Annotated in this window: 15 protein-coding genes; 6 read left to right on the plus strand and 9 right to left on the minus strand. The window is 43.3% G+C overall.

Features of this window, described 5'->3' with window-relative positions; genetic code table 11:
• Nucleotides 1-41: 41 nt before the first annotated feature.
• On the plus strand, nt 42-1,118 hold the full coding sequence (locus QXV08_RS06800) for a family 1 encapsulin nanocompartment shell protein (protein ID WP_342788150.1): 1,077 nt from the start codon (nt 42-44) through the stop codon (nt 1,116-1,118).
• A gap of 7 nt (nt 1,119-1,125) precedes the next feature.
• Nucleotides 1,126-1,599, plus strand: a complete 474-nt coding sequence (locus tag QXV08_RS06805) for a ferritin family protein (RefSeq protein ID WP_342786228.1) — start codon at nt 1,126-1,128, stop codon at nt 1,597-1,599.
• Nucleotides 1,600-1,622: 23 nt separating this feature from the next.
• Here QXV08_RS06805 and QXV08_RS06810 read toward each other — a convergent pair whose 3' ends face one another.
• Together QXV08_RS06810 and QXV08_RS06815 are read right to left on the minus strand one after the other, a co-directional pair.
• Nucleotides 1,623-2,825 (minus strand): FprA family A-type flavoprotein, encoded by a 1,203-nt coding sequence (locus QXV08_RS06810; protein ID WP_342788404.1) that lies wholly within the window; start codon nt 2,823-2,825, stop codon nt 1,623-1,625.
• A gap of 80 nt (nt 2,826-2,905) precedes the next feature.
• Entirely contained in the window at nt 2,906-3,613 is a 708-nt protein-coding gene (locus QXV08_RS06815) for a peroxiredoxin (protein WP_342786230.1), read from the minus strand.
• A 297-nt stretch (nt 3,614-3,910) separates the two neighbouring features.
• On the opposite strand from QXV08_RS06815, the gene QXV08_RS06820 reads away from it, so the two are divergent.
• The 4 genes from QXV08_RS06820 (at nt 3,911) to QXV08_RS06835 (ending at nt 10,033) form a co-directional block, all read left to right on the plus strand.
• Nucleotides 3,911-5,551 (plus strand): HD domain-containing protein, encoded by a 1,641-nt coding sequence (locus QXV08_RS06820; protein WP_342788149.1) that lies wholly within the window; start codon nt 3,911-3,913, stop codon nt 5,549-5,551.
• A gap of 75 nt (nt 5,552-5,626) precedes the next feature.
• Entirely contained in the window at nt 5,627-6,385 is a 759-nt protein-coding gene (locus QXV08_RS06825; RefSeq protein WP_342786232.1) for a polyprenol monophosphomannose synthase, read from the plus strand.
• 73 nt (nt 6,386-6,458) lie between these two features.
• Nucleotides 6,459-9,635: an isoleucine--tRNA ligase gene (ileS, locus tag QXV08_RS06830; protein ID WP_342786233.1), complete on the plus strand. Its 3,177-nt coding sequence runs from the start codon at nt 6,459-6,461 to the stop codon at nt 9,633-9,635.
• Nucleotides 9,632-10,033: a cytidine deaminase gene (locus QXV08_RS06835; protein WP_342786234.1), complete on the plus strand. Its 402-nt coding sequence runs from the start codon at nt 9,632-9,634 to the stop codon at nt 10,031-10,033. The genes ileS and QXV08_RS06835 overlap by 4 nt, the downstream gene beginning before the upstream one ends.
• On the opposite strand, the gene QXV08_RS06840 is transcribed toward QXV08_RS06835, so the two are convergent.
• The 7 genes from QXV08_RS06840 to QXV08_RS06870 form a co-directional block, all read right to left on the minus strand.
• Nucleotides 10,017-10,682, minus strand: coding sequence for a class I SAM-dependent methyltransferase (locus QXV08_RS06840; RefSeq protein WP_342786235.1), 666 nt, complete (start codon nt 10,680-10,682; stop codon nt 10,017-10,019). The two genes, QXV08_RS06835 and QXV08_RS06840, sit on opposite strands and share 17 nt — an antisense overlap.
• 8 nt (nt 10,683-10,690) lie before the next feature.
• On the minus strand, nt 10,691-13,150 hold the full coding sequence (locus QXV08_RS06845) for an SMC family ATPase (protein ID WP_342786236.1): 2,460 nt from the start codon (nt 13,148-13,150) through the stop codon (nt 10,691-10,693).
• A gap of 13 nt (nt 13,151-13,163) precedes the next feature.
• Nucleotides 13,164-15,200: a helicase HerA domain-containing protein gene (locus tag QXV08_RS06850; RefSeq protein WP_342786237.1), complete on the minus strand. Its 2,037-nt coding sequence runs from the start codon at nt 15,198-15,200 to the stop codon at nt 13,164-13,166.
• Nucleotides 15,201-15,205: 5 nt separating this feature from the next.
• Complete coding sequence (locus QXV08_RS06855; protein ID WP_342788148.1) at nt 15,206-16,516, minus strand: hypothetical protein; 1,311 nt, start codon at nt 16,514-16,516, stop codon at nt 15,206-15,208.
• Between the two features lie 6 nt (nt 16,517-16,522).
• On the minus strand, nt 16,523-17,812 hold the full coding sequence (locus QXV08_RS06860) for a metallophosphoesterase (RefSeq protein ID WP_342788159.1): 1,290 nt from the start codon (nt 17,810-17,812) through the stop codon (nt 16,523-16,525).
• 51 nt (nt 17,813-17,863) lie between these two features.
• The gene (locus QXV08_RS06865) at nt 17,864-19,132 is read right to left on the minus strand and encodes a threonine synthase (protein WP_342786240.1); all 1,269 of its coding nucleotides are present in this window, start codon (nt 19,130-19,132) and stop codon (nt 17,864-17,866) included.
• Between the two features lie 304 nt (nt 19,133-19,436).
• Nucleotides 19,437-20,363 (minus strand): carbohydrate kinase family protein, encoded by a 927-nt coding sequence (locus QXV08_RS06870; protein WP_342786256.1) that lies wholly within the window; start codon nt 20,361-20,363, stop codon nt 19,437-19,439.
• Nucleotides 20,364-20,383: the final 20 nt, after the last annotated feature.

The following is a 20,383-nucleotide window of genomic DNA, read 5'->3' on the forward strand; positions in this document are numbered from 1 at the left end:
AATACGTTTCAATAATAATTATTCCATGGTAGATAACTATGATGTCCAAGCATCCTCTTGACTTACCATTGAACAGGAAGCTTACACTCGATGAAATCATGGAAGCATTAAGGCTATCCATAATAGCCGAGCTAGATGCGGTGAACCTATACCTTCAACTAGCTAGATCTATAGACGATGAAAAGGTGAGAAGAGTATTTGAGGACATAGCTAACGAGGAAAAGACGCATGTAGGCGAGTTCCTAGCGGTATTGGAGTCGCTGGATCCCCAGCAGGTAGAGGAGTTGAAGAAGGGGGCTGAGGAGGTCAGGGAGCTAACCGGTATAAGTAGCCCGCAGGGGCGGGGAGCTATAGGTGTTGACGCGAGGAATAATGATGAATCAATCACTAGTGAAGACCCCAAAGGCATAGAATTAGTGGGTAAGATATTCCTCAACATAGTGAATGAGACCAGGTCTTTACGCAAGTACATACCCGTAGTGGATTTGGGAAAAGGCGTTGAAAGCGTGGTCCTCGAGAAAACCGGGGAGACCCTACAGCGTATAGTAGTACCCTTGAGAGAGCTATCAGTATACTTCAGGATCACTCAAAGAAGCCTGGAGTACTCATATAGAACCAAGACCAATATTGATGCACCAGACATGTATCAGGCTGCGCTTAAACTAGCCACCATGGAAGATTCACTGATAATAGGATCCATTCTAGACTCCAACGATGTTTCAAGGAGTAAGCTTAGTGATTGGCGGACTGAGGATGCACCAGTTATTGATGTAGTAAACGCTGTTAACAAGCTTTACTCCGCCGGGGCTACCAGGCCATTTATACTGGTGATCAACCCGGCTAACTATGTTAACATGGTTAAATCAACTGGTAGAATAGGGCTCACCGAGCTTGACAGAGTGAGGCAGATAGTGGATCACATCGTTGTCTCACCGGTAATAGGGGAGGATAAGGCCATAGTGTTATCTGCTAAGCCATACGTGATTGATGTGGTGACCGGTGGAGATATCTCCGTGGACTATATCGGGCCAGAGAAAGATATGCATGTATTCAGGGCATGGGAGCTGATAGCTTTGAGAATAAAATATGGAGGAGGCATAATAGTGCTTGAGAGGTAGGTGTGAAATGAGCCAGGAACTGGCTACTAGGCTATCTGTCTACTCTAAAATAGAGGAGGAATATGCTAGAAGGCTAGTAGAGCTGGGTGAGTCGCTTAATCACCCGGTTTTAAGAGCGATATTTCTATCTATAGCTAGAGACTCGGAGAAGCATGGAATGATATACAAGGCCCTCTCAGAACTCATATCTAATCCACAGCCATTTATAACTGAGAAAGAGTTTGAGAATATTAAAAAAGTGATATCAAACCATATAGAGACAGAGGCCAAGATGCTCGAGGTTGTTGAGGAATTACTCCATGAAGCAGAGGACTCACGTGTAAAGCTATTACTGGCCGCTATAAGGGACGATGAGGTAAAGCATCATGCCCTACTAGCTTCAATAAGGGATAAGCTGGCCTCACTGGAAACATTGACAGAGCAGAAATTATGGGATATGGTTTGGAAGGAATCCCCGTGGCATGGTACGCCCGGAGGATAGTTATTGAAAAATACTTAGGGAGACTATTTTATCAATGACTCTATTAAGCCAATTATTTTATCCCTAAACCTTTCCTCTTCACCAGCCTTAAACTCTACTACCCCTACGACTTTGAAGCCTTGAGTATTCATCATCTCCTCTAATATTTTACCTGCTTTACCTCCCCACCCATACTGTGCTATAATTGCTACCTTCTTTCCTCTCGGGGTCTTCCTGGTTATCAGTGATGCTATATGCTTCATCAATGGATATAGGTCTGAATCATAAGTTGCTGATGCCAGTATTATGTTTTCAGCATCAAATGCTTCACCAATCACATCGCTGATATTAGGTCTATTGGAGTCGGTGAATCCAATTATATCTATATCCCGGTTCAAGCTTGAGAAGTATTCTTTAATTATTTTAACGGTTCTCTCGATGAATCCATACATTGACGTATATATGAGCAGGGTTTTACCTTGCTCTGGCTCTCCATGTCCCCATGACTTATATTTCTTGTACATGTAGTCTAAGGGGTCTCCTCTGAGGAGAAGTCCATGAGATGGAAGTACCAGGTTTGGAGCCACGCCTCGTGATGCCAGTTTATCAAGGTTTTTCACAGCCCACTCGTAGTGGATCCCTATAACGTTGGCGAAGTATTTCTTTGCGTACCATATGTATCTCTCATAGTCTTCCCCGCGGAGTTCGTCTGCCCATATTTCCTTAAATACACCGTAGGAGCCAAATGCGTCGCATGTGAGCAGTATCTTTCCGCTGGTTATGTAGGACATTATTGTCTCAGGCCAGTGGAGCCATGGCGTGTGATAAAATATTATTCTTTCATCACCGAACACTATTTCCTCTCCATCTTTAACAGGCCTGAACTTCATTGAGATGTTGTAGAATGATTCAGCCATACCCTTAACCAATGGGTGGCCGAGTACTATTGGATCCGTCTTTTCAATTAGTGTTTTAAGTATCCCGGAGTGATCCGGCTCCATGTGGTGTACAACTATATACCTAACATCTCCCAGGTCAACTATGTCTCTAAGGGCTTCGAGAAACTCATTTCCCCACCCTATCTTCCAGGTGTCAAACACTATTGCGCCTTCGTTACCCGTATAGATATAGGAGTTATACATTATCCCCTCTGGTATCTCCCATAACCCTTCAAAATACTTGGTACGTGTGTCTTTGAAGCGTAACAGGTACAGGTTGCTTGTTAACTTAAATACATTATATTCCATCATGTTCCCCATCCATAAGCAGTGTTAGTAATCAATGTCTCCCAGGAAGGTTTTAATAATGATTTCAGTATAAAAAACAATTACTTTGAGGGTTTCGCGGCTCTTTCAAGCCAGGAACGCGCTTCCTTTACTTCTTCGGGCGGTACCTTTCCCTCCTCGTAGCATAGCCACCAGTCGAAGCACTTATACTGCTTGATCCTCTCCTTTGCTTCCTGTATTGTTGAAGCTGGTGGAACGATTAATCCATCCCCGATTAATTCATTGTTGGGCCATCCAGCTGGCACAGCCCTCTTATACTTGTCGTTCAACTGTAACGCTTTTACCAGTCTCAATATCTCATCTATGTTGCGTCCAGTCTCCTGTGGATAGTAGATTACAGCCCTTATGATACCGTTTCCATCAATAATGATTACTGCCCTAACGGTATGTGTAGCGCTTTGGGCATGGAGGAATCCAAGCCTCCTCGATACTTCACCATTTGGGTCAGCTATTATTGGGAACGGTATTTCAACACCTAGTTTCTCCTGGATCCACTCAATCCACTTGATATGGGAGAAGACGCTGTCAACGCTTAGCCCAAGTAACTCAGTATTCAGTTTCTTAAAATCCTCGTATCTCTTTGCGAATGCCACGAACTCAGTGGTACAGACCGGTGTGAAGTCGGCTGGGTGACTGAATAATACGAGGTACTTACCCTTATAGTCATCGGGGAGCTTCTTCTTGCCATGCGTGGTCACTACTTCCATCTGAGGGAATGGTTCGCCTATTAATGGGATTTGCCCAGGCATTTACACCACCAAATTCATAAAATATACTATAATGGTTTATAAATTTTTCCATATATCGTCTTTATTTAATCAATTATTTAGCATCTAATACTTCATAGAGAGATAATACACCCTTATTTGAAAAATATAACCCAGGTGTAAACATGAAGACTATAAAATGCCCGGTGCAGGGAAGGCTTCTATCTTGGATCACCCTATTCTAAGCTACTTGAAAACGGGGCACTATGGAAAAATTTATTAATATGTAATTATTAATATGAGCATATAAATGATCATGTGATCGGGTACCAGCATAAAATGACAGAGGTGTATACACCTTTGGCAACACCTTATGAGGCGCCTCAGGGCGAGTCGTTATTCTCTTTATTCATGCCATTCAATGCACAGGTACGTGACCCCATATACGGCTATATAGACTATGTAAAGGGGTTTGAGGACGAAGTCATAGACTCATGGGTTCTACAGAGACTTAGATATATCTATCAACTACAAGCAGCCCACATGATCTACCCTGGTGCAACGCATTCAAGGTTCTCCCATTCGCTTGGAGTTATGTATTCATCCTACAAGTATATATCATTCCTCATAAGGTCCACAGTAGTGTCGAATATTTCGGATAGCTATAAGAAGAAGTTGGCCACGTATCAAAAGGAGTTAATATATGCATCGCGGTTACTCGGCCTCCTACACGACATAGGTCACGGGCCATTCAGCCATGCATTCGATAGATACGTGTATAAATCGAGGAACTTCCTGGAGTATAGGGTAGGCAATCACGAGGTAATGGGGTACCTGCTCTACCGTGATGCCTTAAGAGATGTTATTGAGAAAACGGCGATGAGGGAACGTGAAAGAATACAGGTTGATCCAGAGCTACTAATACGCATACTGGATGAAGGCTTGAAGCCCCCCAGGGGGATGAGGGAATTCACAGATCTCTATGTCAAGGGGCTTCTCAAGGACGGCGACTTCTATGATCCTCATGCAGTTGAAGGGTTGAATAATATTGTAAGGCTTATTGTAAGGGATTACGTGTATACCAGTGATATAATGGATTACCTCAGAAGGGACAGTTATTTCACCGGTGTACCTGTTGGAGAGATCAATGATGAATGGATAATAAGGAACTCCTATATTGTCGAGAAAGATAATACATTAATACCAGCAATATCTACGAAAGCACTTGATGAAATAGCAAGGCTGTTTGATGCGAGGAAGATAATGTATAAAAATGTATACCTTCACCCAGTCAACCAGGCTTTCATCGAGACTGTTGGGCTACTTCTTCAGTGTGTTAGAAGTGATATAATAGAGATTCTCTCAAGGATTATAGAGAAGGGTGATGCAATAGCTTACCTCGCTTTAACCGATCACTACATGTATTCACTCTTCAAGAAACTCCTAGTGGAGAGCCCTGGTAAACTGGAGTGTGAGAATAAGGAGCTAGCTAGGAACGCGTTGGAAAGCTTATTCATTAAGAGGAAACCCCTATGGAAAATGGTTAAACGGATATCAATGGATCTCAGGAAAGCCGGCCACTTATACGGCAGATTCGGGGATGCACTACAGAGACGCATAGAGGAGGAGATATATGGTGAGATATCTAGTTGGCTACGGGATAAGAATATAGGGCCCGACGACTTGAAGATAATATTTGACAAGATAGATGTATATCCATCAGCTGGAGCCGAAGTATTAAAGACTATAGAGGTAGTTGAGCTTAAAGACGGGAGGATAATAGAATTCCACTCTAAGTCCCTCGAGGAATTTGCAAGAGAGTCCGGGTTAATACCCGAGGCATTGATCACGGTTTATGTGAGCAGGATAAAGTATAATGAATTATCTGGTGAGGAATTAAGGAAGATCAGCGAGATAGCGACCAGGATAATCGAGGACGCGGTGAAAGGTAGATCTAGCGAAGCCCCTGAAACAAGCTAGTGCATTGGCAAGTTTTATTTTATTCCACTTGTATTCAGAGAATAAAATGCCGGCTTAATGAGAGTGGGTTATTTAATGAAGGTATCAATATTGTTACCAACATACAATGAGAGAGAGAATATAGGCATACTCATCCCTTTAATAGATAGTGTTCTAAGAGGTGAAGGGATCGAATACGAGATCATTGTCATAGACGATAACAGCCCCGATGGCACAGCCGAGGAGGCTTTAAAGCTTTCATCTAGGTACAACGTTAAAGTCCTTAAGAGACCCGGTAGACTTGGGTTATCCTCAGCCATTCACGACGGGGTTAGATATTCCAGTGGTGAAGTAATTATAGTCATGGACGCGGATCTACAACATCCCCCGGGATACATCCCCATGCTTCTCAAGAGGATAGGGGAGTGCGATATCGTAGTGGCATCGAGATATATACCTGGAGGGAGAAGCGAGGGTTTTCCACTCGTTAGAAGAATTGTTTCAAGGGGCTCGATTCTACTTGCCCATTTAATAGTCCCGGGAACAAGAAGGGTGAGAGATGCAGTAAGCGGGTTCTTCGCTGCTAAGAGGAGTGTTTTATCTAGGTGGAGGCTTCTAGAGCCCTACGGTTACAAGGTCCTTGTGGAGATTCTTGGAGAGCTCCAGGATGTAAAAGTATGTGAGGAGCCCATAGTATTTAAAAATCGTGAGAAGGGGTCCTCGAAGCTTACGGTTAAGGTTATTCTCTCATATATTAAGACAATCTACAGGCTGAATCCACGCGTATTCCTAGGCTACGTGTTATTGACTTTGACTATAGTGTTACTTCTCTCAATAATACTATTAGCTATATAGCTATGTTTTTATTTTGGTTAGATTGTATCTTTCAAGATACTGAGTTAACCAAGCATTAACGAGGATGTAGTTAATGAGTGGAAACACAGAGTGGCTTTTACAGGGGGGTTATAAACCCCGGGAAGTCGAGGAAAAAGTACTTAGATTCTGGGAATCCATGAATATTTACAGGCTCGTTAAAAAGGAGAATGAGTCTCATGCTAAGAGATTCAATTTCATTGATGGTCCACCCTATCCCTCAGGTGAAATACCACATATTGGCACAGCATGGAATAAGACGCTTAAGGATGCCGTATTAAGATACAAGAGGATGAAGGGTTTCAGAGTATATGACATACCCGGGTACGATTGCCATGGACTACCAATAGAGGTAAAAGTAGAGCAGAAACTCGGTGTAAGTGTTAAGAAGGAGATCGAGGAAAAGATAGGTGTCGAACGCTTCATAGAGGAGTGTAAAAGGCTCGCCCTCTCCAATGCTAAGGCTATGACTAAATGGTTTAAAGAACTCGGTGTCTTCATGGACTGGGATAATCCATACCTGACTCTAAGAGACGAGTATATCGAGGCCGAGTGGTGGCTCATAAAGAAAGCACATGAAGCTGGGCTTCTTGAAGAAGAATATAGGGTAGTGCATTGGTGCCCTAGGTGTTCGACAACCCTGGCTGAGTACGAGTTAGAGTACCGTGAACTAGAGGATCCAAGCATATATGTGAAGTTCAAGGTTGAGGGCGAGGAGAACGAGTACCTGGTGATTTGGACGACTACGCCATGGACTCTCCCAGCCAATACCTTCGTGATGATTCACCCTGGTGAAGACTATGTAAAAGTCAGGGTTGGCGGGGAAACATGGATTCTAGCCAAGCAGAGACTTGAAGCAGTGATGCGTGAAGCCGGTGTAAAGGAATACCAGGTCGTAGAGGAGGTGAAGGGGTATCAGTTGGTCGGGTTAAGATATAGTCACCCACTCACCGATATTGTGCCTCTACAGGAGAAGCTGAGGGAACACCATGTAGTATTGCCGGCCCCGGAGTTCGTGACAATGTATGAGGGTACAGGGTTAGTGCATGCTGCGCCAGGTCATGGTTTCGAGGACTTCATTGTAGCTAGGAGGAATAATATTGAGTTTGTTGCAAGTCCGATCGATGATGAGGGCAGGTTTACTAGTGAGGCGGGTAAATATACGGGTCTCCATGCTAGGGAAGCTAATAGCGTGATAATAGAGGATCTAAGGGCTAGAAACGCGCTTGTAAACGCGTCAACCATAGTGCACAAGTATCCTGTGTGCTGGAGGTGTAAGACACCGGTTGTCATGAGGGCTACGAGGCAATGGGTGATTAAAGTATCCAAGCTGAAGGAGAAGTTGAGAGATGAAGTGAATGGTGTTAAATGGATCCCTGAGTGGGCTCGGAGCAGGATAGAATCCATGATTGATAACCTGCAGGACTGGTTGGTTTCAAGGCAGAGGTATTGGGGTACCCCGCTACCTATATGGGAATGCCCGAACAAGCATAGGATAGTTATCGGGAGCCTCAGGGAGCTGTTAGAGTATGGTGGTGAGAAGCCAAAGGAGCTCCATAGACCATGGATTGATAAAGTAGTTTTAAAGTGTCCCTACTGCGGCTCAGAGATGCATCGCGTCCCAGACGTTATCGATGTGTGGCTTGATAGTGGTGTAGCATTTTACGCTGCTAAAGGTCATCCAGGAAACTTGAGTCTTGAAGATATGATATTAGACTTTATAGTAGAGGGGCATGATCAGACCAGGGGATGGTTTTTCTCCCTGTTAAGAGCCGGTGTTTTAGGCTTTAACAAGTCTCCATATAAGATAGTGCTGGTTCACGGCTTCATGTTGGATGAGAAAGGTAGGGAGATGCATAAGAGCCTGGGGAACTATGTTGGCACGGATGAGGCAATCGCCAGGGTTGGGAGGGACCCGCTTAGACTATGGCTGGTTAGTAACACGATATGGGAGGATGCAAGGTTCTCGTGGAAGAGCCTGGAGGACGCCTTAAAGGATCTCTCAATACTGTGGAATGTAGCGGTATTTGCATACACCTACATGAGCTTGGATAGGTTTAACCCAGAAGAATACAGCCTAGAGAAAGTTGCCGGGTACTTGAGAATAGAGGATAAGTGGATACTTAGCAGGATAAATACGCTTATTAAGAAAGTCACGGAGCTGATGGATTCATATGAGTTATACACAGCCGTAAGGCTGATCAGAGAGTTCTTTATAGAGGATCTTAGCCACTGGTATATAAGGTTGATTAGGCCGCGTGTATGGGTTGAGGAAAACACCGGTGATAAACTGGCAGCTTACGCGGTGTTATACTATGTGTTAGATAGAGTTGTAAGGCTATTAGCGCCGTTCACCCCATTCATATCCGAGTATATTTATCAGGCGTTAATGAAGCCTGTTTACAGGAAGCAATCAGTACATCTTCTTGAATTCCCGGAGACAGATTCAAGCTTAATAGATGAAGGGTTAGAGAAGGAGATGAATATATTGAGGAAAATATATGAGACAGCTGCAGCAGCCAGGATGAAGCAGGGTATAAAGCTCCGTCAGCCAGTTAAGAGGCTCATAGTGTATACAGACCGAGAGGAAATAGTTGAAGCCGTATCTAGAAACATAGAGCTTGTAAAAGCCATCACGAATTCTAAGGAAGTATTAGTCGAACCCCTCAGGCTCATGGGTGAAATAGTTAGGTATAAGGTTGAGCCAGTATACAAGAGTATCGGTCCAAGGTATAAGTCTCTCACTAAACAAGTATTGAGATACATTGAGGAGAACCAAGAGAGAATCGCCTCTGACATACTTAACAATGGTAAGCATGAGGCAGATGTAAACGGGTTGAGAATAGTTTTAACAAAGGATGATGTAGTGATAACGCCCTACTACATCGAGGGGTATAGTGTAGAGGATGCCGAGTGGGGCAGTGTTGCAATTGACACAGTGTTGAGTGAGGGGGAGATAGCGGAGGGAATAGCCAGAGATCTCGTCAGGAGGATACAGGTGATGAGGAAAATGCTTAACCTACAACTTGATGCAAGAATCAAGACAACCATAATGACCCCGCCTGACAAAATGCAACTTGTTGAGAAAATGAGTAGTTATATCATGAATGAAACTAGGAGCATAGAATTGAAGATCATGCCAGGCTATAATGGAAGAGACTCATTGAGGGGCTTCACTCAGTCATGGGATATAAATGATGAAGAATACATTATAGGGATTGAGGTAGTATGAGTGTTGATATAAATATAGAGGGTTTAATTAATAAGGCAAAGCTACTCCTCAGCAATAGCTATGCACCCTATAGTAATATCCATGTTGCTTCAGCCGTCTTAACAGACAAAGGCAACATATATACCGGGGTAAACGTTGAGAATGCAAGCTATGGTTTAACAATATGTGCTGAGCGTTCAGCCATCTCAGCAATGGTTGCAGCTGGTGAAAGGAAACCCGTTGCTGTAGCTATTGTAACAGATATGGATAACCCAATACCGCCATGCGGAGCATGCAGGCAGGTTATAGCAGAGTTTAATCCGAAGGCATTAATCATAATGTATAGCGTTAAATCAGGAAAGACAATTGTGAAAAACCTTGAAGAACTCTTCCCGCAACCATTCATCCTTGAAAAGTAGCTTGTTTTTCAGCCACTACGAGGATATTCCTTGTTAAACTAGGCTTACCCGGGTTCTCTACGAAATACCTGTGCTCCAATATCGTAAAGCCTGCTTCACCTACATCTCTTAACAGCTCGTCAAGAGTGTAGAAGTAGTAGAAACGCTTTCCATTCCTTGATGAAAGCATGAACCCGTCGCCCCACTTCTCAAGAGGCATCTTGAACTCGAGGGGGGACCAAACCGTTAGCACGAGGATTCCGCCTGATCTCAGCAACTTAGCAACATTCCTAAGCACTAGAAGCCTACATTCTCTATAAGGTATATGATGTAGTGATGCAAGCATTAGAACAGTGTCAAAGGATGAAGCCTTTAAGGGAGGTGAAAGCATGTCTCCTTTAACAATTATTGTCTCTTCATCCAGCTCTGGTTTAAACCACTCGGCATCGTATATTAGGTCCAGTAAAACCACACCATCCACTCTTCCATAGGCTTTGAGATCCCATAGGTAAAAACCAGGGCCAGCACCGAGATCCAGTACTCTGCCTCTTACAGCCTTCAGTATCCACTTATTCCTCCATCCAGTACTCCTGTATCTCCCTATATTCCTGAAGAATTCCGTTGTCTCCTCTATTATTTCACGGGTTTTTTCACCACACTCCTGTTCCATGTTTTTCACTACTGCTTAGATTTATCACGGAAGTCAAACAAGCTTTTTCTCTTGGCTTGCTGAAGAGTTCCAGCTCCCAATCTTACTTCCGGCTTGAAGCCTGCTGGCTCCACCTCTATCTTCTCCATTTTCACGGCATCTACCTGTAGTGAGCCGCATAAGAGGCCTTCGACCAGCTTCTTAAATTTATCGAACTCCTCTATATCACACTCCTGTTCCCGTACCTTAGAGACATGTTTTATGGGATCGCGTTCTAGCATTATCTTGCAATCTCCTATTTCTTTCAATAATTCATCATGTGTTACGACTATTACTTGTCCTTCTAGATCCCCTATTTTACGTAGTACCTCACTAAGCCTTTTAACGAGCTCCTGGCTAAAGCCTGTTGTTGGCTCATCTAATATCAGGACGGTTTTCCTCAGGAATGGCGAGTATGTTCTTACTGTAGCGTTTAAGGCGAGCCTGTATGCTAGGCTGATGGCTATGTTTTGTCCACCGCTGAGTGATGATATAGTGTAGATTCTACCATCTATCCTTATTTTCGGCTCTATTGTGAAGTCGTCTCTTATGCCTACTTCTACTGGTTGCCCCTGTAATAATGTATTTAGTATCATATAGAAGATCCTTCGGAATTCCGAGACCATCTCTAGTGAGATTCTTTTTTTAACCTCGTCGACTAATTTATCTAGTATATCCATCGTCGTATCCATCCATTCATGGAATTTCTCTTCATCCTCGAGTTGTCTCAGTTTACTCTCTTCTTCCTCAATGTCTCGTATCTCTGATTCAATGTACTTAATTGAGTTCTCAGCCTTAGCTTTTTCAGCAATTAATCCATCCCAATCTTTCTTGACTTTACGCTGCTTGTCTTCGAGTTCATGTATTTCGCTTTCAGTTTTTTCTTTCTCACTATTGATCCCGGCTAATTCCTCTTCCAATCCTCTGGCCTTGGAGATCTCCTCTTCTATTTTTGAAGCCTCATTTACCAGGCTTTTTATTTTTTCAGCAGTACTCTTAAGACTTGATAATTCCTGTAAAAGTCTTGTTGAATCTTCTCTTACCTTGTCCAGTTTTTCATCTATTTTCTCCAGTTTTTCCTTGAGATCATGGATCTTCCCATTGATTTCCTTTAACTCATTATTGCAACTAGCTTCTTTTTCATTCAGCTCCATCATATTTTTCCTTACTTTCTCTAATTCCCCCTTAACTTCATCAATTAGTTTAACGCCGTGTTCATGGGGTATCGGCTGGCGGCATAGGGGGCACATCCCCTTGTCTAAGAGATCCCTGTAATTTTTGAGTTGCTCATTTAACTCTTGTTCTCGTCTTGTAAGGCTTTCCCTCTCGGCTTGAAGCCTCCCAATCTTCATCATCATGTCTTCTTTTTTTCTCCTAGCCTCGTTTAATTCTTTCTCAATTTCCTTACGCTCATCTTTTAGCTTAGATTCTATGTCATCTAGCTCCCTTACTTTCTCATCTATTTCTCTTTCTCTCCTCTCTAATTCTTCTAGTAGCTCTGTATAACTAGTTGAAACATTCTTGCCTAGATCAAGTGCTATTTTAGCTAGTTCATTTCTCACATCTCTCAGCCTAGCCTCTTGTTTCCTAGCTTGCTCTATCCTGCTCTGTAACTCGCCTATCCTTCGCTCTATTTCTCCAAGGCGGTTCCTATACTCCTTTATTTTTTTATCTAGCTCGTCATACTCTTTTTGCTTCTCCTCGAGTGTTTTTTCAAGCTCTTTTAACCGGTTTTCTAATCTCTGCTTCTCCTCGAGCAGTTTCTCCTTGTTTTTGTCTTTAAGCTTTTTCTTCAGCTCTTTGATTTTATCGGTTAATTCACCTATTTTACCATTAATTATGTCTCTTACTGCATCGCTATTCTTCTTGTACTCCTTGTACTTGTATAGTCCCAGGGATCTCTCTATGATCTCGCCTCTCTCCCCGCTATCTAGACTGAGAATTTCATGTATGTTGAATTGGGGGGCGTAGAGTACGCTTGTGAATAGGAGTGGTTTCTCCCTGGCCCCTTCTTTGATCCCGAGGATCTCCCGGATTCTCTTGTTCAGTTCTTCTGTTCCGAGAACCAGGCTGTTTACTTTGATCAACTTATCTTCCTTTATGATGTATTCTTCGAGCCTATTCCGGTCAACATTAACCACGTTGTTACTACTTCTCTTGAATTCTCTTTCAACAAGGTATACCCTGCCTTCATGCTCAAATAAGAGTCGTATTCTACCCCTTGATGCATTAGCCCTCAATAGATCTTTACCTGTCGGATATGCAAACGCCCTAAATGGATCCTTGCCCTCTCTTTGGAGTCCAAATAATGCTGCACTTATAGACATGAGTATGCTTGTTTTACCACTTCCTGTCTCACCATGTATAACGGTTACCCCTTTCTTCGGGAACACTATGCATTCGTTCTCAAAGCTCCGTATATTTTCAAGCATTAATCCATAAATTCTCATCGGAGACCCCTAATCACAGGAGAATACTTTTTAGATCCTCCTTGCTGGGTTTACCCTTATCCGGTTCACTGGGTTTCTCCTCTATTCTCCTTATATCGTCTTCATGCTCAAACCACGCTGGTATATATACTGGTAATGGTTCTTTAATGGGGAGATCCGGTGTATAGAGATATCCCTCTCTATCATCGAGGAATGGGAGGGTTTCCGATGGTACTCCTATATCCTTTAGTAATTCGATATCGCTTCTACTCTTGGTCCTCAATACTATTAGGGTGTTGAAGTTGCCTAGTATCTGCTTCTCGATCATGCTGGCAAGTTGTGTTATAGCTATAAGGCCAATGTTGAACTTACGGCCTTCCCTGGCTATCCTGGCGAAGGGGTTGAATGGGTTTTCAACCTTATCGGGGCTTAGATAGAGCGGGGCTTCCTCAGAGACTATGGCTACAACAGGTTTTCTTGCCGACTCTTCAACACCAGCCATCAACCTGTTCTCGAAGATCTTCCTTGATATGGTTAGAGCAATTAAGTCTGCTTGTTCATTACTAAGTTGCGAGACATCCAGGATGACTATGTTCCCGTTTTCGATGGTGTTAATGATTTCATCTATGTTTATCCCTGGTTCACTAGTAAACACTACCCCAGGTTCACCAACACTACCGGGTTTGACATCATGTATGGATACAATGCTTTTCCAGGGATAATTCAAGGCTCCTGGTTCACCGAGTTTTCCAAGGAATTTCTCAAGTACTACTGCAAGCGATACGGGGTCTTTCAATAACTGGTTAACTTTTATAATACTATTGGAATCATCTACCACGTCTATATAGGTGCTCCTCTTGCTTATGGTGCTTGTATCAATGATCTTTTCTCGCCTGGTCTTCCATCCCATTATATTCAGGATGTTTCTTCTAATGATCCTGATGTGATGGGTATATATGCCTCTATCGACAAGTATTTTAAAGAGACCTCGTTTTTCATCAATTTTTCTCTGGGCTTCCCTCTCATATACCACTATGTTAGAGTAGAGTAGTGGTATGAGAGCGATTAAGTTTCCATTTGGCTCGTTGTCTGTATTTAAGAATACACTACTTATTTTCCTCTCTATTTCATTACTGCTTTTTCCTAATTCATAGAAGACATTAGATACTATGTCGGCGAACTCCTCGAGCATCCCAGTTATTTCTATCCCGGCACGTCTCTCGAGCAGAGCTATGAATTCTTTAAGCCCTATACTGCTGGCGTTTAATGACGATTCAACAAAGCTGAATGTTTCATGGTGATAGCTTTTATCTTTATTGGTGTCTATGCTGGTTGATAATCGAATCGCCTTGATTTCCACGTTGGAAAGCCATTTATTGCTGTGCAAAGCCGTATTCATATACCATATGAAGCCTTTTCCACTATTATATCCCTCAGTATATTCTCCATGTCTATCTATTATAAGCCATCCTACTTTCTCCTGGGACTCCAATGCGTATCTAAGAAGTAATCCTTTCAGGCCGGAGGTTTTACCTGAACCGGTTTGACCGATTATGATAACGTGTTTTCTTAGCATATTCTTCAGGCTTACCTTGAACCCGGCTTCCCTAACATACTTTGATCCACCATACCAGGTGGCGCCAGCCCTTAGGTATGCTATAGTTGATGCATCGTCTTTTTTCTCGCTTGTAAGCTCGCTGAGGGTCCTCAGTATCTCAAGGGCTTCGGAGTCGCTGGGATCCAAGAGAAATACGGGTTGCATTAATCTAGGTGGTCTCCTCGGCTTTAGTAGAGTCGGCTTATTGTTGATACTGGATATCTCAAGGAATAGTGATGCGAGAACCCCCATTTCCTTGGATATATTGGTTAAAACGTTTTGATTTGAAGCCTGTATACTTATAGGGGTTATAGGTATCCTTCCCTCGTAGCTTATTGTTTGAAGTATGATTGTCTTCTCTCCTTCTTTAACATATAATAGGTCGCCTAGTCCTGGAATATAGTCTCGAGATGTAAGGGCTATCCTGATAATATTGCCCTCCCATTCATATATAAATCCTACCTGAATGGGCATGTGGATCACCTGTAACCATACCTCATCTTCAAGGTAGACTCGAAAACCTGTATTAAGGGATGGTCTTCCCTACCGGTGATGTCGTGAAGCTTTACCAGGAATGATTGATATATGATCTTGGCTTTATGCTTATCTATTCTGACCTCTCTATCAACCTCCATGAATCCGTAGGGTGGTAATCCCAGGATATTACTCCTCATGGCGAATACTTGTGGAAGAGTATAGTGTATTTTCTCAGCTAAGTGCTCTGCTAGTTTTTCATCGACTTTTACAGTGGGCTTGCTACCTTCATGAATTATATTTAACACAGGCTCCCTAGTATAGTATTCTGCGTGAAATATCTGCTTGAAATCGCCTGATACCGGTATTCTAAAGCTCCATATGCCTCTATCTTGGAATACTATTCTATTAAAAATTCTACTGGCCTCTTCAGCTACATTGACATCGAGCTTGGCGATAATATTCATTAATACATTAGCCGCCGCCCTAGCTGACTCGGAATCAACGTAGCCGTATGCACCATTCTCCCGTTTCTCATACTTGTTGAATAAGTTGAAGGCTCTTGCAAGAGTTGTAAACTTCGACGTCTTAGAAATCCCAATAATGGAATCTAAGTGTGCTTCAAGTACAGCTTCATCTAACCCGGAGAGTGTTGAGAATATTCTATATCCATTTATCCGTGCACCTTTAACACTCAACCACCTGATCAATGTACCATCTACGACGCCTATACAACCAGGTTTCCTACCGATTATCCTTGCAAGGTACCCTATCTCGATTAGTTGCGTGATATAGCTGTGGATACGTTTCAGTATACGGGTTTTCCTAGCGGTATTCATCCTTGAGCTTGCTAGATCCCTGTTTATTTTCTCCGAGAGTTCACTAGATATTTTATAGGGATCTCTTCCATCGAAAAACAGAGAATACCCTATGGGTTCCATGGTGATCTTGAATGATAAATCCATGTCTTCCCTTTCCTCGGCACCGATGTTCGAGTAAACAATGATCGTCTCCGCTAATGGAGCCTCGGGATTACCTAGGTAATCACCTGGAAGAATTAGCTCTCCTTCTTTATTACGTATTAATGCACCAACGTTAACTATCGTAAGCGAGGAGACATCGGTCTCTAAATCCAGTCTCCCCGAGTCGACGAATACCACGGGTCTTTCCTGGGATACTAATGGTATATATGCCACCTTATAGAATTTTTCATATAACCTGTTTCTCTCCCTGACAATTATGTTCTCACGTGATCTTAGGTAATCGCTGTACATCTGCTTTGCATATTTCTCCAGGATCTCCGAGAAGACATCCAAGTGTTCTCAGCCCCCCTTATAGGATTCCTTGAGAATATTCTTGATTTTCTCGTAGAGTTCCTTGTAGTAATAGTATTTACCCCTTTCACCTTTTTCCTCGTAGAGTAGCCTTAGGATCTCCTTGATTTTCTCAATGGGGATCTTTAAGCCTAGTTTTCCAGCGTACTCGTTGAGGATTTTCTCTTCAATCTCCTCTATTGATAAACTACTTGTATCCACTTGATGGAGGTCGTAGCCTGCGAAAACATTTTCAACGCCGCTGACTTCAGGGAGCCTTAAGTATACCAGCTTATTATAACTCCGCTGGATCTCCTGAATAAAGGAACGTAGCCCGTTTACCTGTTCATCCTTTAATCCTTCAACCTTGGCCTCGAATATGAATCCATGGTAATCTGTTCCGTCTTTAACAGTACTTGATATGTGCTTCCTTAATTCATCAATACTGATATACGAGGCCTTCTCATACATTATCTTCGGGGATGATTCCAGCTCTACGGCTTCTACTAAGGGGAGATCACCTTCTAAATCTACCATGAGGAATCTTCTTCTAATTCCTTTCCTCTCAAGTAGTGCTGTTTCCCTTAAGTCCTCAATATTCATGCCTATTGGTGTCCCGGGGTAAGCTATGTTAGATTTAAATTTTCTCTCCTGGGGTATCGGGATATGTATGTGACCTAGTGCAACATATTTTGTCCCAGAAGGCATTATCCTCCACAGTTCATTCTCAACGACATCTATCATGCCGTATTGCCTGTTGTAATCACTCGGCCTAAAACCAGCAAACTCAACGCTTACGTGTGCTAAGATGATTACATCATTATTCTTATTATCATTCTTAACGAATTTCACCCGGTTTTCCTTAATATACTTTGACTCGGCCTGATTCCTGAAACCCGGTACACCGTAGAAGACATAGTCATTTATTCTCAAAGGATAAAGCAATAGGTGTCCCCCTATTTCCTCGTACCTGGTTAACTTGATTAACCCAGCTTCATTAAACAAGTCGAGCACGCCTCTACCGCTTCTAGCATTATCGTGGTTTCCCGGTACAACAACCACCTCTATATTATTATCGCGTAATTGCCTGAGATACCTGGCTACCTCTATCATTAACGAGTAGCTTACATCATAATGGTCGAAGAAGTCGCCCGAGATAAGCACAACAGCTTTTTCACGAATGGCTTTCTCTACTAGCTCCTTTAGAACATCTATGTAGAATCTGGCAAGGGAGCTTTCCCTGGAAAGCGAGCACCCTAAGTGTAGGTCTCCCGTATGAATAATCATCATTGATGGCACACTCAAGGCAATAATATTTAGGATAGGGAGTAAAAACCTTACCAATTAAGGCTAGACTAAAACACCATAGAATTCGCGGGCAGCTTTTCTGAATTCCTCAACACTTGGGTTTATTAATGGGGGTTCCCCGGCTGTTTTCCTAACTACATCAGGATCCTTTAGGCCGTGTCCTGTGACTAGTACTACGATTACTTCATCCCTATCCACCTGTTTCTCCTCAATAGCCTTTATTAGGCCGGCTACACCGGCTGCACCGCTTGGCTCAGCGAATACGCCTTCAAGACTAGCCAGCATCTTCATTGAATCCAGTATTTCCTTATCGCTTACAACTACGCCGTAACCATTGGTGGTATATAAGGCCTTTAATCCAGCATCACCATCCCATGGATAAGTGTCTTCTAGCCCGGTAGCTATTGTATCCGGCGGCTTCTCCCAGGGACGTATATTCATCGGGTCAGCCCTTTCTCTCCAAGCCCTTACGAAGGGGTGGTTTCCCTCGGGTTGTACAGCTACTAGCTTAGGATACCGGTTTATCCATCCTACCATATTGAAGTCCCTGAACCCGTTGAAGACCCCGGTTAATAGGCTGGCTGCACCGGTTGGTACGAAAACTTGATCCGGCACCATCCATTTCAGTTGCTCTACTATTTCCATAGAGATGGTCTTGGGCCCCTCCACCTGGTATGGGTTGAAGACGCCGAAGCTGGGACTCGGGTAGAAGCCGTGTTTCTCGTAGAGGATGCGCATCATTTTAACCGTGGGATCCTCTGCTTCACTCCATCTAACCTTAAATACTTTGGCTCCATAGTAGAGTAACTGGGCTATTTTACCGTAGCCAGCGAAATCGGGGACAAACGCGTAGACTTCTATACCGGCTCTAGCCCCGTAGGCTGCTAGAGAGGCGGCTGCATTACCACTGCTAGCGATCACTGCCTTCTTGAAGCCGAAGTATACGGCCATAGACACAGACACACTCATTGCCCTATCCTTAAAGCTCCCAGTGGGGTTCCTTGTTTCATCCTTAAGATACAGATTTCTCAGGCCCAACTTCTCGCCAAGTCTCCTTGCCTTTAGTAAGGGGGTACCCCCTTCACCAAGTGAGACGATGTAGTCTCTGTTTGGTACTGGGAGGAATTCCATGTATCTCCACATGTTGAATGATCTTCGTGAGAGATTATCTCTATTAATGCTCTTAGCTATCGCTTCATAGTCGTACACTATATCGAGCCTACCCAGATCCTTGCCGGGGCATGTCAATGGTTTCTCGCTTAGAAGTAGTCTTCTACCACACCTACTACACTTCAATTCTCTTACATACAATATTTTTACACCCCGGGTTCTTGAACTAAGATATTGGAGGGTTCTCTATATTAAGCATTACAACTGAAAGCCTCATCCTTTTAGGGCGGTGATGGAGTGTTGATGGGTATTACAGTCAAGCCCTTAGATGGAGTGAGCCCTGGCTCTCCTGACTGCCCTGCAGATGACGGATATAGCCCCGAATAGATGCGGGGAACCAGTCAACCACTCCTTCAAGGCGGGGAAGAAGGTTGGTTAATGGACATGTTAATAGGAAAACTAATCTGGTTCCCATGTTATCGGTAGCTTAAAAACAATAGTAGTGTTAACCTTGCTCTCTCTCCCATATGAACTCCACTACTTCATCATGCGGGGGGACTTGGTGTGATCCCAGTTTTTTTATCTTCAATGCTGCTACAGCGTTACCGTATTGAACGGCTTTTCTTAACGTGTATCCACGTAGTATTCCTGTTATGAAGCCAGAAGCGAAAGCATCGCCTGCCCCGGTGGTGTCTATAACGTTTTCCACGAGGTAAGCAGGTATTTCACCGGTGTATTCTTTTGAGAGGACGTATACTCCTTTACTTCCCCTCTTCAACAATATTACTGCATTAGTTTCATTAGCTATTACCTTAACAGCTTCTCTATAGTCGTCTATTCCCGTCATTAATCTCGCCTCCTTCTCGTTAAGCATGACGTAGTCTACATTAGCCACTATATCCTTTAAGTTGCTGAGTCCCTGTGAAGCGAGTACCCTGCCAGGATCCCATGAAATTGTTAAACCATGTTTCCTAGCTAGCTCGATAGCCCTTATGGTAGTATCCAGCCTAAGGCTAGCTATATGCATCCATCTAGCCCTTGATATAGCGTACTCGCTGATGTCGTCTGGCACTAGCTCTTCCGCTGCCCCCTTATACCCGTACATCATGATTTCTCCTCTATTATTTATTGCAACTATAGTAAAGCCTGTTTGCGTGAAACCTATTCTAAGCCCACTTATGTCGACACCCTCCCTAAGTAATTCATCGACGATTATTCTACCGAAGCTGTCGAAGCCTACTCTAGCTATCAGCGAGGACTTCATGCCCAGCCTTCTCACACCTATAGCCACATTTACCGCCGAGCCTCCGGAACCCCATGACTGATTCAACACCTTGCTCTCCAAGTCTATCGTGGGGAACTCGTTTACAACTATCCGTATGTCGACCAGTGCGTGTCCCACTGTCACTACATCAATGCTTTTATTCACCATGAACCACCATGTTTCCACTT

Source organism: Desulfurococcus sp., assembly GCF_038881575.1.
GTDB lineage: Archaea > Thermoproteota > Thermoprotei_A > Sulfolobales > Desulfurococcaceae > Desulfurococcus.

Coding starts and splice junctions, on each gene's coding strand:
- QXV08_RS06800 (WP_342788150.1), top strand. CDS start 42: ATGTCCAAGCATCCTCTTGACTTACCATTGAACAGGAAGCTTACACTC.
- QXV08_RS06805 (WP_342786228.1), top strand. CDS start 1,126: ATGAGCCAGGAACTGGCTACTAGGCTATCTGTCTACTCTAAAATAGAG.
- QXV08_RS06810 (WP_342788404.1), bottom strand. CDS start 2,825: ATGGAATATAATGTATTTAAGTTAACAAGCAACCTGTACCTGTTACGC.
- QXV08_RS06815 (WP_342786230.1), bottom strand. CDS start 3,613: ATGCCTGGGCAAATCCCATTAATAGGCGAACCATTCCCTCAGATGGAA.
- QXV08_RS06820 (WP_342788149.1), top strand. CDS start 3,911: ATGACAGAGGTGTATACACCTTTGGCAACACCTTATGAGGCGCCTCAG.
- QXV08_RS06825 (WP_342786232.1), top strand. CDS start 5,627: ATGAAGGTATCAATATTGTTACCAACATACAATGAGAGAGAGAATATA.
- ileS (WP_342786233.1), top strand. CDS start 6,459: ATGAGTGGAAACACAGAGTGGCTTTTACAGGGGGGTTATAAACCCCGG.
- QXV08_RS06835 (WP_342786234.1), top strand. CDS start 9,632: ATGAGTGTTGATATAAATATAGAGGGTTTAATTAATAAGGCAAAGCTA.
- QXV08_RS06840 (WP_342786235.1), bottom strand. CDS start 10,682: ATGGAACAGGAGTGTGGTGAAAAAACCCGTGAAATAATAGAGGAGACA.
- QXV08_RS06845 (WP_342786236.1), bottom strand. CDS start 13,150: ATGAGAATTTATGGATTAATGCTTGAAAATATACGGAGCTTTGAGAAC.
- QXV08_RS06850 (WP_342786237.1), bottom strand. CDS start 15,200: ATGCCCATTCAGGTAGGATTTATATATGAATGGGAGGGCAATATTATC.
- QXV08_RS06870 (WP_342786256.1), bottom strand. CDS start 20,363: ATGGTGAATAAAAGCATTGATGTAGTGACAGTGGGACACGCACTGGTC.